Genomic DNA, 14,510 nt, shown 5'->3' with positions numbered 1-14,510 from the left:
TTGTTAAATAATAGCTTAATGTGGCTGTGTCATTGAGTAAACGTAACGTTATGGAAGTCTTTGGTCACTACGACAAGTTCAAACAGGGTAAGGGTTACACAATTTCACGTTGTTTGAAGCAATAAATCATTCTTGAATGAGCCTAGAAATGACCAGGCCTGGTCAAATTGTTTTTAGTCGTTTTCAAAACAGGCTACAATGCTTGGCATAAAGAAATATAAACAGATAAAAATTAAATTTAAAGATTGGAGATTATCGTGAATAAATTGTTTAAGCCCTCTTTTTTGGCTCTGCTCACCGTGTTTTTTGCTCTATTTACGGTCACACAGGTGGCTGAAGCAAAACGCTTTGGCGGCGGTAGCAGTTTTGGTTACTCTAAATCCGTCGCACCCAAGTCTTTTAACTCCGCCCCGAAAGCAGCTCCAAAAGCAACGCCAGCAGGGACGACTAAACCAGGTACATCGCCTGCTCGTGCTGGTGTAATGGGTGTGATGGGCGGTTTGTTAGCCGGTGGGTTACTCGCTTCGTTATTTATGGGTGATGGATTTGAAGGTATTCAACTAATGGATATCTTATTGATGGCATTAATCGCTTTCGGATTGTTTAAATTATTCACATTTTATATGCGTCAAAAGCAGGGACAGTCATCATCCGCTTATGAGTCAAATTATCAGCAAACTGAAACCACACCATCATCAACATACCAACGAGAAGCCGCTCCAGAAACATCAGCCTACAATCCAAATGCCAACGGTTCTATTTTTGGATCCGATCTGGAAGGCGGTATGGGACAAGGCGTGAGTGATGATGCCGTGCATTTAACTGAAACACCTGCCTGGTTTAATGCGGAAGAATTTGTTGAAGGCGCTAAGGGCCATTTTGCAAGCTTACAGAAAGCCTGGGATGATGCGGACTTGGCAGAAGTTGAATCTTACTGTTCTCCTGAGTTATTTGCGTTATTACAACAAGAAATGATGGGCATGCAAGCGGGTGATAATCATACGGTCATCGATACCTTGAATGCTGAGTTAGCCGATATGGCGATTGATGGTGAGTATTTCATCGTCAGTATTCGTTTTACCGGTTTTATCCAAGAAAATGAGGCTGAAGGTGCACATGCTTTTAATGAAATTTGGCACATTCGACGTTTGGCAAATGACGAAGGTAGTTGGCAAGTCGCGGGTATTCAACAAAATGCAGAGTCACTTTAGTCCATCTTAAGGCTTTAAATCGTGGGAGATAGCATGCAATCAAAAGGAACTAAATCACGCCTTAAATCGGCTTATAAAATGGGGGTTTTAGCGGTTTCAGGGCTTTTTTTTGCAAGCGCCTTAGCCGGTATAAGTGGTTGCAGTAAAGAGCCCGTCAAATTGACGACAGCTAAAATTGTCAGTGGCCTTGATAAAGGCTCAGGTAATTTTGACCGAGTATTACAGATCTGTTTTACCAAACCGCCAACTTCAACTTATTATCATAAGGTCGTGATTGTCACTAAAGAGAATGTCAAAATTACCGGTGAAGGGGTTTTGCGTCCGATGGCATCTGATCCAGATAATAAATGTCATTTACGAAACATCTATCTTTATATCCATAAAGATTCACCGATGGAAGCCCGCCAGTTAATTAAAGACTTCGTGGTACCCGGTAATATTAGCGAAGTTTTGGTACAGATTTATAACGATAAACCAGAAGGCAAAGAGTTACCTATTGCTGAGAAGGTTTTTAAAAATCTTTAACCAGTTTAAAATTGCTTCATAAAACCTACCAGGCCTGGTTATATTCAAAAATATGCCAGGCCTTTTTTACATCTCTATAGAAGACGATTGACTATGCCAAATGCTTTAATGCAACCCGCTGATTTAAAAGTACTTAATTACGCCTATGGACAACCCGATTGTCAGGGGATCTATAAAGTGATCCCACAGGATTTTAGGGTCGAAGAGCAGATCGCTTATGAGCTGAGTGGCGAAGGTGAACATCTGTGGTGCTGGGTGGAAAAGACTGGAGAGAATACCGATTGGGTTTTACAACAACTTGCCAAATGGGCGGGGGTGTCGCCGAGTAAAATTGGTGTAGCAGGTCAGAAAGATCGTCATGCCGTGACACGCCAATGGTTCAGTATTCAACTAGCAGGCCTGGTTAATCCAAATATAGATGACTTTAAAGTTAAAAATGTCACCATACTCAAGACGCTTCGGCATCAACGTAAGTTACAAACGGGCGGTTTATCAGGCAACCGCTTCACGGTCATCATTCGTAATGTGCAACCGTTTGAGGGTAACGATACGGATGTGATTCAATCCCTGCAAGCCCGACTGAACCAGATTAAAGAACAGGGCGTGCCTAACTATTACGGCGAACAGCGTTTTGGTATTCATGGGCGTAATATCAAACAAGGTGAAAAGTTATTAGCAGGCGAATTGCCGAAAGTGAAACGCAACCAAAAGAGTCTATTTTTATCAGCGATCCGTTCGTGGATGTTTAATGTTTTGTTGAGTGAACGTATTAAACAACAGAATTGGAATCAGCTCTTGCCGGGTGACGTTTTGCAATTGGAAGGCTCTAATAAATGGTTTGTTGAAGATGATTCAACGGGTTTAGCCGAACGGGTCAACACGCTAGATGTCCATCCAACGGGTGCGTTGTTTGGTCAGGGCGTTTTACCAACAGAAAAGAGTGCGTTGAAGATCGAGCAAAGCATTGCTGAACATTTCAAAAGTTGGATAACGGGTTTAGATGAATATGGTGTCAAGCAAGACCGCAGAGCTTTACGGCTATTGCCTTTAGAATTAGAGTGGCAATGGATAGCTTCTTCTGCAGATTGTGCAGATGCCTTGTCCATGGCTTTTGATAAGTTACCGCTTAAATCGGATTGGCATACCGCTCCAGTATTGCAACTCTCTTTCAGCCTGCGTTCAGGTAGCTATGCCACGATGGTGATGCGAGAACTGTTACAAGGTCAGGACTATCAAGGGATGCTTAAAGCGATTCAAAATGCGCCTGAAACAGCGTAAGGGTAGCGAAGTCAGACTTGGGTTAGATGGTCTGGATCACAAAAAAAACCGCCATTTGGCGGTTTTTTGTTGAATACAATCTTCAATATAATAATCAGAAATCAGAAATCAGAAATCAGAAATCAGAAATCAGAAATCAGAAATCAGAAATCAGAAATCAGAAATCAGAAATCAGACCATTTATCTCCATTGTCTTTTGTCGTTTGTGGGGTTACCGGCAAGGGAGGCGTTTTTGAATCCGGTTTTTGTGTACGCAAAGCACTCTCATGAACAACTCCAGAGGTCTCTTCATTCAGTTTGAATTGAGCGATGTTTTGACTCATCTTCTCTGACATATTGCCTAGTTCTTCAGCCGTTGCAGCCGTTTCTTCAACAAGTGCGGCGTTCTGTTGAACTGCGCTGTCAATTTCAGTAATAGCTTGATTCACTTGGCTGACACCGATGCTCTGTTCGTTACTAGATGAGGCAATCTCTTCGATAATTTGATTTACTTTGCCAATGGAGTCAACAATCTCGTTTAAGGCATCACCCGATCCTTTGACGTGCAGCGTGCCTTCTGTAACTTTTTTAACGGTATCTTCAATCAGTATACGAATGTCTTTCGCGGCATCGGATGATTTTCCAGCAAGGTTACGGACTTCACCTGCCACCACGGCAAAACCACGACCATGTTCTCCAGCACGCGCGGCCTCAACGGCGGCATTCAGAGCTAATAGGTTGGTTTGGAAAGCAATACTGTCGATTAAGCCAATAATGTCATTGATTTTTTGACTGGACGTATTAATCTGATCCATAGATTCAATAGCGTTGTGCATCACCTTTACCCCTGATTGGGCTTGGGTTGCGGTTGTATGTGTCACTTTCGCAGCTTGTTGAGCATTGTCCGCATTCTGTTTCACGGCGGCTGTCATCTCTTCCATGCTAGAAGCGGTTTCTTCAAGAGAGGAGGCTTGTTGCTGGGTGCGATCATTTAAGGCAATACTGCCGTCATAAATTTGTCTAGAACCTTCATGTACTGAATGGGTTGCTTGTTTAGTCTCAATCATCATGCGATTAAGATTATCGACAGCGGTATTAAGACTGTCTTTCATTGCGCCAAAACGACCTTGATACTCACCTTTTATGCGTTGAGTCAAATCCCCTTCAGCCAGTGCAATGGCAACAGCAACCGCCGCATTGATAGGCTTTTCAACGGCCATAATCAAATTGTTAATTGATTCACTCAGTTGTTTGGTGACACCTTCAACTCGGCTTAAATCAATTCGTTTATCAAGCAAGCCTTGTTGTGCGGCTTCAACGGCGGAATTTACCTCGACGACTAATTGAACTTCGGCTGTTTTGTCTCGCCACTCGGCAACTGTCGACGTGCGTTGGCCTGCACGATTAAAAACGGGAATTGAGTAAATTTCTAAATGCGTGTCACCGACTTGGATTTGTGCTGCGTAAGGTTCTTTTAATTGATTGAGCATTGTGCGCTGATGACTGGGTTGCTTGTGAAAGACATCAATGTTTTGACCGATCAAGTTGTCAGCATCAAATTTTGGCAGTACGGTTTTCAAGGTGGATTCTTTCTCCTGAAGGAATTTCACCATAGCCGAGTTCATATAGTTGATAACGAGATTGCTGTCGGCAATCATGACATTACTTGATATTTGATCCATGGCGGATTGCAACTGTCTCGATTGATCAAGTTGGTATGCGGATTCTTCACTATGTTCACGCGCGGCTAAATAGACAGAACGGATCGAAGTTTGTAATTGCCCTGTGCTGGTGTTTGGATCAAACCACTCGTTTGAAAGATGATCGCCTGAGGCTATTTTGTTTAATTGGCTTTGACTCTTTTTATTTTCTTTAGATAATAAATATCCATAGATAAAGGGTGGAATGAGACCAAATACGCCAACTATGAGCTGCTCGATTAAAGCATGCTTAGCGATGATTGAGTAGATGATATATGGTGTTAGGTACAATATTGCAATCAACATAACCAGCTGAAACTGGGGCGGTAAACGAGAGTAAATCCATAAATTACGCCAATTAACCCCCGAGTAAACTCGAGCATCCTTAATTTTGGTTGTACCCGCATTGATGTCTTTATAAGCTTGTGCTGTGACGGTTTTCTCCTGCTCAGTTACGGGGGTGCGGATGGACATGTAACCGGATATTTTACCGTTGGTATAAACGGGTGAGGCATTGGCTCTGACCCAATAATAACCACCATCAGCACGCCTATTTTTAACAATTTGACTCCAGGTATAGCCCTTTTTGAGGGATTGCCATAAATCTTTAAACACAGCCTGTGGGACATCTGGGTGACGGATTAAATTATGAGGTTGACCAATAATTTCGTGACGTGAAAATCCACTGGCCGCCTCAAAGGCATCGTTGCACTCGATAATCGTTCCGGCTAAATCGGTTTTGGATACCATGTAAGGCCTTCTGGGATAATGTACTCTTTATTGGTAATGGGTTGATTGTTACGCATATAGTCTTGATCCTTATAGGTGTGCATTGAGTGCTTTGAATTAATACAATAATATTATTAATTACTTATATAGTGTTTATACTTAGTATTTTGAATGAAAAGCATATATCATACCAATCAATGAATTGCAATCACTCTTGATTTCATAGGTCGTTGGCGGTTAGATGGGTATAACCGTAATAACGGCCACTCTCTTAATGATGGGTGCTTGACGTGCTGGGATCGTTTTAGAATAATACTTTTCGTAATCGCGCGACTACAATCAACAGGTCAGACTTAAACAGTGAATGGATTTTTTCATTCAAAAAATTGGAACTTATTTTTGAGTGGTTTTTTGGATTGTGATTTAAAGGTTCTTCGGGTAAGGTTAATGAACGATGTCTGCTCACCAGCAGCTCAATGACAGTGCTGGTGGTAAAATTAGGATACAACGGCTACTAAAGATCGTTTTAATTTTTAAATGGGTTGCATTATTGTCTAATTCAAATCATCAGTCTCGAAATTCCCAACGTGGATTTTCACTAGAAAGCTTATCCATTTTATTTTGGTTGTTTACGTTTGCGATGGCTCTTGTGGGATATATGACGACAGAGTATCTGATAAAACATCAACATCAAAAAGTGGAAGTTGCTGCGACTATCTCATCGAAAGGGCTCGCGAATGTCATTGATGAGCGAATAGGACAGCATTATGTCATCATTCAAGCCATCTCAATGCATCACCTAAACCATATCTTTAACTTGTCGGTAGGAGAAGGCTATCCACTCGATTTTAATGATGTATCCGATGAAATTAACAATTTATTACCTGATGTACAGCAGTTTGCCATCCTCAACTCAAAGGGGCAAGTGGTGGTGGCTAGCGATGATCTATCTATTGGAAAGGAGTGTCAGGCCACTATTGATAATACGTTAGCAAGAAATAGTTTTACGCCTACTTTAATCGAATTACCCGACCTTTCAATGGGCACAAAACACTACGAAATCATCCATAAACTGCAACGTAACGGAGAGATTGCGGGATTACTTTTGAGCTTTAAACTCAGTCCTATTAAAAGGCTTCTTGAGAACTTCAATACTTCTAATTTCGAATTCGTTATCGTTGATACTCGGAATCAGCTTGATGTCATGGCTTCCACCAAATCGGCAGACAGTCACTTTTATGGTCAAAGTATTACCCAAGAGTTAATGCATCAAGGGTTAGCCCACGTGCCAATTAGTGGTACTCACTGGTCTTTGTTGGGTTTGGAAAAACCCGGTGTTTTCAAGCACTATGCCTATCGAGTGCGTTTTATGGCTGTCATCCTGTTTTTAACCGCAGCTGGAGTGGTTTTATGGCTGGTCATCTATCTGCGAAGAGTTGAAATAGCGCGTAGAAAATTGAAGGATGACTCGATTCAAGACTCTTTATTTAATGCCGGGCCAACGATACTTTTTCAGAAGCAGCCCAATGAGTGTATGTCTATTCAGTATGTATCACCTAATATTAAAGCTCTGTTAGGGTGTTCTCAGCAAGAGGTATTAAACAAACCTTACAGCACATTAATTTTAACCAAAGACCGGCCAAAGGTTCAAACCTCATTGCTAGAAGCCTTTGAAAAATTACTTCCAGAAGTGAATTTGGAGTATCGTCTTGAATTGCAAGATGTCTCTGATGGCTTCTGTTGGGTCAATGATGTGACACATATAACTTACGACCAAAATGGTCTTTGTATTTCACTACAGAGTTATGTGAGTTCGGTGCATGCCCAAAAAATGGCAGAGAAATATGCGAATAATCTCATTGAAAATGCTGCAGATGCAATTGCTGTTACCAATGATGAAGGTATTGTTGTGCGCGTGAATAAAGAGTTTGAATCTCTATTTGGATACCGCCGTGAAGAGATGATTGGGCATCCTATTCAAATCTGTATGAATCAAAATAGTCATGAAATTTTTAATAAATTTAGGCATGAATCTCTTGAAAATAGGGCATCACATTTCAGCTCAGTGGGGGTAAAAAACCCCTTGTTTGCCATGACTAAATCAAGCAATGAGTTACCGGTTGAAATCAGCTTAAGCAGTATCAATGGTCTTAAAGGTTTACAGATTGTTCATATTATTCGAGATGTTTCAGTCCAAATTGAAGCACAGAAACAGATGCAAATTGCGAAAGAGAATGCCGAAGCATTAGCCAGAGCACGTAGCCGATTTGTCGCAACGATGAGTCACGAGATAAGAACCCCATTGAATGGTGTTTTAGGCATGTCTAACCTGCTTTTGGACACGCCTTTGAATAATAAACAGCAGGATTATTTACAGGCGATTGAATACAGTGGGCAGTCTCTATTGCGGATTGTGAACAGTATTCTAGATTTTGCCAAGTTGGATGAAGGTGCTGTACAGCTGGAATTTCAACCTTTTAATCTGAATGAATTGGTTTTTGAGAGTATGGACAAGCTTGAGAGTCAGACGAACGAGTCTGGAGTAACACTCCAATTTGAAAACCGTCTGCCAGGGGATAATCAATTTATAGGCGATGCTGGTCAAATTCAGCAAATTATCCTAAACCTCCTGGGCAATGCCATTAAATTTTCATCAGAAGGCCGAGTAGATATCTCATTGATGTTAGCAGATGAGATTCATGATGCTTCAGATATGTGTAATATCATTATTGAGGTAAAAGATACTGGAATCGGTATTGCTCATGAAAATATCAATCAATTATTTGATTCATTTACCCAAGAAGATGAATCGACCACACGTAAGTATGGTGGCACGGGTCTCGGTTTGGCGATTACCAAGCAGTTGGTTGTGATGATGGGAGGAGAGGTCGGGGTGACTTCCGTTCTCAATAAAGGCAGTCAATTCTGGGTCAAACTGCCTCTCCAAATAGTGGATGATAAGAGTGAATTAAAGCCTATAAACCTCAAAAAGACGGTGGTTCAAACAGAGAGGGCCAACAGGCGAACATCTGACGATTCAGCGAAGAGTAATCCGTATCTTAAAAAACGAATTAAACCACGTTTTGATGTCTCTTTGTTGTCCAAAAATTCTGCAGAGTCCAATGGTCACTCTTCTCTGAACTGGTCAAGTCCTCTTAAAGGTAAGTCCGTGTTATTGATTGAAGATGATCTTATCAATCAGCAAGTGATCTCAGAATTTATACTTCGATTAGGGGCTCGTGTCGATATTGCCGAAAATGGTATAGAAGGTCTCTCTTTCTGGCGAACGCATTCGCAGAAGTATTCTTTAATTTTAATGGATTGTGAGATGCCGATCATGGATGGTTATGAAGCCAGTGTATTAATTCGTAAAGAAGAGTTGCTAGGGGGTGTGGCGCAGCCCATTCCGATTGTTGCATTAACCGCGAATGCTATGCCCGCAGATCGAGAGCACTGTTTTTCAGTGGGAATGAATGACTTTATTTCAAAACCGATTGATATTGAATACTTTGATCAAACCTTGTTGAAATGGATGGGATAGACCATTTATTTGTGTATAACCAGGCCTGGTTGGATCTAAATCGACTGAGTTTGATTGTAAAGATCGTGTCAATAGACAGCTTCATGGCGCAGGCAGGCTGAACTAAGACAGGCTAAACTTAATATGCGTCATTTGGTGCTTGTTGGCTGAAGGGACAACACAATTTATCCCCTTCGGTCAGGCAAAAAGAGTTATTTTTTATAAAGTTCGTTTGGATCAATCAGTGGGTTACTGGTGATTTCAACGTCGGAACCTTGTACGTTCGTGTAGAAACAACTTCTACGTCCTGAATGACACGCTGGCCCCGTCTGATCGACACTGAGAAGAATGGTGTCACCATCGCAGTCAAAGGCAAGCGCCTTTAATCGTTGAATCTGTCCAGACTCCTCCCCTTTACGCCAATAATTTTGACGTGAACGGGACCAATAGCAGACTCGGCCTGTATCAAGTGTCTCTTGTAACGATTGCATATTCATCCACGCCATCATCAACACCTCTTTGGTATCGAACTGTTGGGCGATGGCGGGAATCAAACCATTTTGATCAAACCTGACTTGAGACTTTAAGGTTTGCCAATCAAAGTGGTCACCTGATTTGGCTTTTTCAAGTTGTTTAAAACTCAGCGGTGAACCGGTTGCTTGGCACATGATAAGGTCTCGTTTTTCTATTGCCCTTTTGCCGCTGCAAAAGCCGCCGCAAAAGGGTTGTTAGTGATTAGGTTGCTGTTTACTTTGGCTTTTTTCTGAGCGACTTGTGAGAGTTTACCTTTTTCTAACATGGCATTAAACAACTCTACTGTAGCGCGAGCATCGGCAAGGGCATCGTGCGCATCACCCGGGAAAGGTTTTGCTAATGCTTTTTCATAGGCCATGGTCAATTTTGGTGTTTTGTAGAACCAGTACATTTTTTCACTATGCCAACGCAATGCACCCATAAGGTCTTTACTTAATTCGGCAGCATCTAGCCAGTCATTATAGTCGAGTTCAAATTTAAGCATCTTCTTCTCGGCCGCTTTTTCAAGGTACATATAATCACTTTCGGTGCTGTATGCGAGCACGATATCTGCATTTTGCAAAACATCGTGAATTTGATCCCAAGCTTCAACCAGAGAAGGCGCACCTTGCACCATTTCGGTCGTGATATTGTGTTTTTCATTTTCAGGGATTTCATAGCCCGGATCAATTAACTGATTAAACAACTCTTTGCCATGGATGTCACAGGCAGAGATTTGAATGATATCGGCTTCTGGGTGGGTTGAAACATTGGTTGCTTCAATATCGATACAGACAACGTTTTTGCCCTTAAGCTCAACCTCATGTTGTTTAAGCTTATATAAAGCATCATTACGGCGCTCTTTAAGGAGGTCGATCACGTCTGATTGACAGAAATCCTTCATTAAGAGTTCAAGTTTTTTACGCAATTTAGGTAGAGACTTCGTTAAGGCGGTTTGCACGACTTCATCGGCTGAACATTTTTGAATAAACTCGGCAATTTCGTGGGCTTCTTCACCAATCATGAGTTGTTTTAAACACGCATCAACTAATTTTGGAACATTGAAATCAAACGCTTCTAAAGGGGGAATGACGATGGCCGCATTCAATAAGGATTTTTCACCTTTAGCGGGTGAGGCCATGATTTCAACACCTTTAATATTCAGGCCATCCGAAGCGGCAACGGCCACAAGATACTCTTTTAAAGGTTGATTACGTTTGTCGATCAGAATTAGCTGTGCATTACTCATAGGATTATTTGACTTGTCATATTAAATAAATAAGAGCCTTATTCTAACAGGAGTCTACATTTATGGCGCTTTCTTTATGCTAAAAAAGTCCAATTTATATCCTACTGAATATGGACTTTTTGTGAGGTTAATACGCTTTAGATGGGTGGTTTAAACGCCACGAATTAAATAGTCTTGAAAAAATTAAGTCGACAACGATTGCACATGGTCAATTTTAACCCATTGAATAAGTTTGATATTGCCTTCAAAGTCTTCTACTAGCGCGGTACAGGATTCAACCCAATCACCACAATTATAGTAAGTGACGCCGTTTTCCAAAGTACGAATTTCGGCATGATGGATATGTCCGCAGATAACGCCGTCCATAGTTTTTTCATGTGCAGATTTAGCCACCGCCTCTTCAAAGGCTGAGATGAAATTGACCGCCCGTTTAACCTTACCCTTTAAGTAGGCAGATAGAGACCAGTAACCAAACCCAAAACGGTGACGAAGTTGGTTAAACCAGCGATTAAAATGCAAAACAGTCTCATAAAGCCAATCGCCAAAAAAAGCAATCCACCGATGGCACTGGACAACACCATCAAATTGATCGCCATGAATACACCATAAGCGTTTGCCATCTGCCGTGTGATGGACATATTCATCGACCAACTTAATGTTACCGAACTCGATGCCGGAATATCGACGTAACATATCATCATGGTTGCCGGTGATATAGACGATTTGCGTGTCTCGTTTTGCCATAGTTAAAAGTCTGCGAATCGCATTGGTGTGCGACTGCGGCCAAAATACTTTTTTGCGCATGCGCCAGCCGTCAATGATATCCCCGACTAAAATCAAATGTTCACAATCATGTTGCTTTAGAAAATCGCTTAAAAACTCTGCTTTACATCCTTTAGAGCCTAAATGTGTATCGGATATCCATATGGTTCGGTAGTGCTTTTTAGTCGTTTTATTCTGTTCGTTTTGAGGCATTTGAGGCATTTGAGGTGTGTTCAATGTCTCTTGTATCATCATCCAAGCGGGATGTTCTGTATTCATATTGTTGTTACCTTTCTGCAATGAATAAATCAAGCTTTGATAACCCTTAAAGCTGGTGTTTTTGTAAGAATTCGGGTGCAAATTTGTTAAGCAGCTTACTGAAGCTTTTGAGGATGATGCGCGTTAACCAGGGGAGGTGGTTGGTATAGAGTGCAGTGTATTCGACCACGGGTTTGCCACCTCTTTGTCTTTTGAAATCACCTGCTCCAGAACTTAGGTTTAGTGATTGTTGGCGATGATGCGTTTCTTTGAGAAGGATTGCAATCAACAGGCGATAGAGTCCTAATTTTTGCGGTAAATCGGTGTCGTAACCTAGGATGGGAGCCGTAATCAGTCCATGTTGCGTAAACAGTCCAATGCTGGCGATGATTCTACCTTCAGCATTTCTAAAACTGAAAAACTCTACCAGTTTATGATTATGTAAGAATTCAAAATATTCCGCACTAAATTGGGGATTAAGTGTCGAGTGTTTTTCGATAAACAGTTGGTTAAAGCACGTTTCGATGGCTTCAAAATCAGGACTGTTATGTTCGATCGGTTGGATTAAAGTGAATTCTGTTTTGCGTAATAGCCGTTGGTCATTTTGGACATTATTCTTTTTCCACCAGGCCTGGCCACCTTGTAAAAATAGGTATACCTGACGAGCAGGCAGAAGTTGCCAGCCATTCGCGGTGAGGATTTGCATCAGTTCAGCATTGGTTTCTTGGTTTAAAGAACGAATGGATAAACTGTGCGTAGGGTTTTTGGATGCCAACTGCTGGGTAAACTGACGCACGCTTTCTGCTTGCCAATTTGGCACAATGTTGGTGGAAAATAACCAGTTATTGATTGAAAGCGTCTGGTTTATTTGTCCTAAACGCAAAAGACCAGAGGCCAAGGTAATCAATGCACGTAACCCCAAACGTAAGGCTTGATTATCTATCAAACCGAGCTCATCACGAGCGTAGCGGATATATGCCGTATAAGGCGAACATACATAGCTATTATTGTATTCATGAAGATTACGAGTCAACGGAATAACATGCTCCTCAATACAGATACTATCCAACTCGGTCTGTACGTTTCTAATCGCTTTGGGCGGTTGATGGCATTGCATGGCTTCTAAGCCAATGACAAAGGCTTGAGCTGGAAACCATTTTATTTCGGAAGAGGGTAGGGGCATGTTTTGAGCTTCTTATTGGGGTATCGAAGGTAAAGTTGAGGGCTAATTTTGAACAACGTTTGCGTCATTTAAATGTCCGGCTCATCAATCAGGTAGTAGGCAAAAACACCCCCGTAGATTGCAGAGCGATCCTGACGGGTCCAGAGCTCATTTTGTAAAGAATCTGTATACCAGTTTTGCAGAAGGTTTGCGGGCAGTTTTTCTTCTAATGGCGAGGTGGTTCCAGCAGTTCTAAAAACCACTCGGGCATTCGTCATTGCGGTACGATTTACCTCTTGCCAGAGCTCGGTTAACTGCTGCGCATCCATCCAGTCTTGTGCATCTAAAAAGAGATAGGCATTGAGGCTTTGAGCCGGCATGGCCTTTAAGCGCTCGGTCATGGATTGGTGGAAGACATGCACTTTGTCTTGTTCTAATTGCAAGGTGTTGAACTGATTTGTTTTTAAGTAGCGAGGTACGGCTTCTCTGTGGACAATGTCATACGAGCGGTTAAAGGCTTGCCAAGCAAAGTAATTATCTTTAAGCGGGAAGTCACAAGCTAATCGGCGAGCGCGTTCTTTGAGTAAGTCATGCATGCCTTGACGGTCTTGTTTAGATTCGTGATGCATCTCTTCAAACTGTGCAGGCGGAATACCCAAGCTATACATGACGATGGGGCGATGACACAAAAACTTGACCAGACGCGTTTCAAATACAGGTGCGACATGACGGTCGAATAGCGTTTGTTGATCTTTAAGGTTCTGTGCCTGCATGACTTTGGAAATATCATAACCTTGGCGTTTACTCAGCCAGTGAATCAAGCCGATAAACTGGCCAAGCAAACCATGACGATAAAAGCCATCGGTAAATTGAGTGATGCGTTTTTTGCCGAAATAAGAAGATTTAGCTTCCCAATAGGCTAAGGTTTTTTCATCAAGGTTTGGCTTAATGTCAGCATGGTAACGATCTAAGTTTTTCTTTAAATCAGCCTTGCCGAAAAAATCAAAAAAGGCGATTTGATCAGGCAGATGTTTAATCGCTGTTAGTTTGAGTTTAATCAAGGCGATGTGGGCTTCATTTAAATCGACAACGGTGATCGATTCAGGATGCTCTGTAAGATAATTAAGGGCGTTACACCCCCCTGAAGAGATTGTGAATATGCGCGATTGGCTATTCAATTTAAGGGCCTGAATATCCACTTCCGGATCTTCCCAGATTTGCGGATACACTAAACGGTCAAACCACGTTGTAAACAACCTGTCTAATAACCCTTTTCGGCTAAAAATAGAGGTGTTGTTCACGGCCGAATCTAAAAGCATTTTGGTTTTAGTTTGCGGGTTAGAGGGTTGTTCCATCGTTGGCATGCTGGCAGGCATTTTATTCCCTTTTGATTGTTCTAGCTAAGTAGCTTGTTTTGAATCATCATAAAAGGTTTAGTTGAACAAAATGTGAAGCTTGTATAACAGCTTTGTGACGGTTAGCTTTATTGAGTTTAATCAGTCACCACGAAGACTCTGTGTCATTTAAGAAAGTGTGGAAAATAACTAAGAAGAGCGCTGCATTGTTAAAATATTCTGCACTGCACTCAACTGAACAAGTTGAGTCAGGGTCGTTAGTGACTAAA

General features: G+C 41.7%; 10 protein-coding genes. 4 read left to right on the top strand and 6 right to left on the bottom strand.

Translation table 11 applies throughout. The annotated features are described in order from the left end of the window. The first annotated feature begins 257 nt into the window (after positions 1-257). From F612_RS0107690 to truD, 3 genes are all read left to right on the top strand, one after another. Entirely contained in the window at positions 258-1,211 is a 954-nt protein-coding gene (locus F612_RS0107690) for a Tim44 domain-containing protein (RefSeq protein ID WP_019557182.1), read from the top strand. Positions 1,212-1,244: 33 nt separating this feature from the next. After that, positions 1,245-1,736, top strand: a complete 492-nt coding sequence (locus F612_RS0107685) for a hypothetical protein (RefSeq protein WP_019557181.1) — start codon at positions 1,245-1,247, stop codon at positions 1,734-1,736. A 93-nt stretch (positions 1,737-1,829) separates the two neighbouring features. Further along, positions 1,830-3,014: a tRNA pseudouridine(13) synthase TruD gene (gene truD / locus F612_RS0107680; protein ID WP_019557180.1), complete on the top strand. Its 1,185-nt coding sequence runs from the start codon at positions 1,830-1,832 to the stop codon at positions 3,012-3,014. A 164-nt stretch (positions 3,015-3,178) separates the two neighbouring features. Here truD and F612_RS12380 read toward each other — a convergent pair whose 3' ends face one another. After that, positions 3,179-5,443 carry a methyl-accepting chemotaxis protein gene (locus F612_RS12380; RefSeq protein ID WP_019557179.1) on the bottom strand — a complete coding sequence of 755 codons (2,265 nt, stop codon included), beginning with the start codon at positions 5,441-5,443 and terminating at the stop codon, positions 3,179-3,181. 433 nt (positions 5,444-5,876) lie between these two features. On the opposite strand from F612_RS12380, the gene F612_RS12970 reads away from it, so the two are divergent. Continuing rightward, positions 5,877-8,963 (top strand): PAS domain-containing hybrid sensor histidine kinase/response regulator, encoded by a 3,087-nt coding sequence (locus tag F612_RS12970; protein WP_019557178.1) that lies wholly within the window; start codon positions 5,877-5,879, stop codon positions 8,961-8,963. A gap of 191 nt (positions 8,964-9,154) precedes the next feature. On the opposite strand, the gene hisI is transcribed toward F612_RS12970, so the two are convergent. From hisI to F612_RS0107645, 5 genes are all read right to left on the bottom strand, one after another. Then, positions 9,155-9,610, bottom strand: coding sequence for a phosphoribosyl-AMP cyclohydrolase (gene hisI / locus F612_RS0107665; protein ID WP_019557177.1), 456 nt, complete (start codon positions 9,608-9,610; stop codon positions 9,155-9,157). Positions 9,611-9,627: 17 nt separating this feature from the next. Further along, a complete protein-coding gene (locus tag F612_RS0107660) occupies positions 9,628-10,704 on the bottom strand; it encodes a 3'-5' exonuclease (protein ID WP_019557176.1) in 1,077 nt (358 codons plus the stop codon). Between the two features lie 183 nt (positions 10,705-10,887). Next, complete coding sequence (locus F612_RS12370; RefSeq protein ID WP_019557175.1) at positions 10,888-11,745, bottom strand: UDP-2,3-diacylglucosamine diphosphatase; 858 nt, start codon at positions 11,743-11,745, stop codon at positions 10,888-10,890. Positions 11,746-11,791: 46 nt separating this feature from the next. Further along, on the bottom strand, positions 11,792-12,907 hold the full coding sequence (locus F612_RS0107650; RefSeq protein WP_019557174.1) for a GNAT family N-acetyltransferase: 1,116 nt from the start codon (positions 12,905-12,907) through the stop codon (positions 11,792-11,794). A 68-nt stretch (positions 12,908-12,975) separates the two neighbouring features. Further along, positions 12,976-14,262, bottom strand: a complete 1,287-nt coding sequence (locus F612_RS0107645) for a DUF3419 family protein (RefSeq protein WP_019557173.1) — start codon at positions 14,260-14,262, stop codon at positions 12,976-12,978. Between the last annotated feature and the right edge of the window lie 248 nt (positions 14,263-14,510).

This window comes from Thiomicrorhabdus arctica DSM 13458 (assembly GCF_000381085.1).
Lineage (GTDB): Bacteria > Pseudomonadota > Gammaproteobacteria > Thiomicrospirales > Thiomicrospiraceae > Thiomicrorhabdus > Thiomicrorhabdus arctica.
The sequence above is the reverse complement of the archived record's forward strand: the minus strand, read 5'-3'. Positions and strand labels throughout refer to the sequence as shown.

Excerpts from the sequence above, each read along its gene's own strand:
- F612_RS0107650 (WP_019557174.1), bottom strand. The coding sequence starts at position 12,907 with ATGCCCCTACCCTCTTCCGAAATAAAATGGTTTCCAGCTCAAGCCTTT.
- F612_RS12970 (WP_019557178.1), top strand. The coding sequence starts at position 5,877 with ATGTCTGCTCACCAGCAGCTCAATGACAGTGCTGGTGGTAAAATTAGG.
- truD (WP_019557180.1), top strand. The coding sequence starts at position 1,830 with ATGCCAAATGCTTTAATGCAACCCGCTGATTTAAAAGTACTTAATTAC.
- hisI (WP_019557177.1), bottom strand. The coding sequence starts at position 9,610 with ATGTGCCAAGCAACCGGTTCACCGCTGAGTTTTAAACAACTTGAAAAA.
- F612_RS12380 (WP_019557179.1), bottom strand. The coding sequence starts at position 5,443 with ATGGTATCCAAAACCGATTTAGCCGGAACGATTATCGAGTGCAACGAT.
- F612_RS0107660 (WP_019557176.1), bottom strand. The coding sequence starts at position 10,704 with ATGAGTAATGCACAGCTAATTCTGATCGACAAACGTAATCAACCTTTA.
- F612_RS0107645 (WP_019557173.1), bottom strand. The coding sequence starts at position 14,262 with ATGCCTGCCAGCATGCCAACGATGGAACAACCCTCTAACCCGCAAACT.
- F612_RS12370 (WP_019557175.1), bottom strand. The coding sequence starts at position 11,745 with ATGAATACAGAACATCCCGCTTGGATGATGATACAAGAGACATTGAAC.
- F612_RS0107685 (WP_019557181.1), top strand. The coding sequence starts at position 1,245 with ATGCAATCAAAAGGAACTAAATCACGCCTTAAATCGGCTTATAAAATG.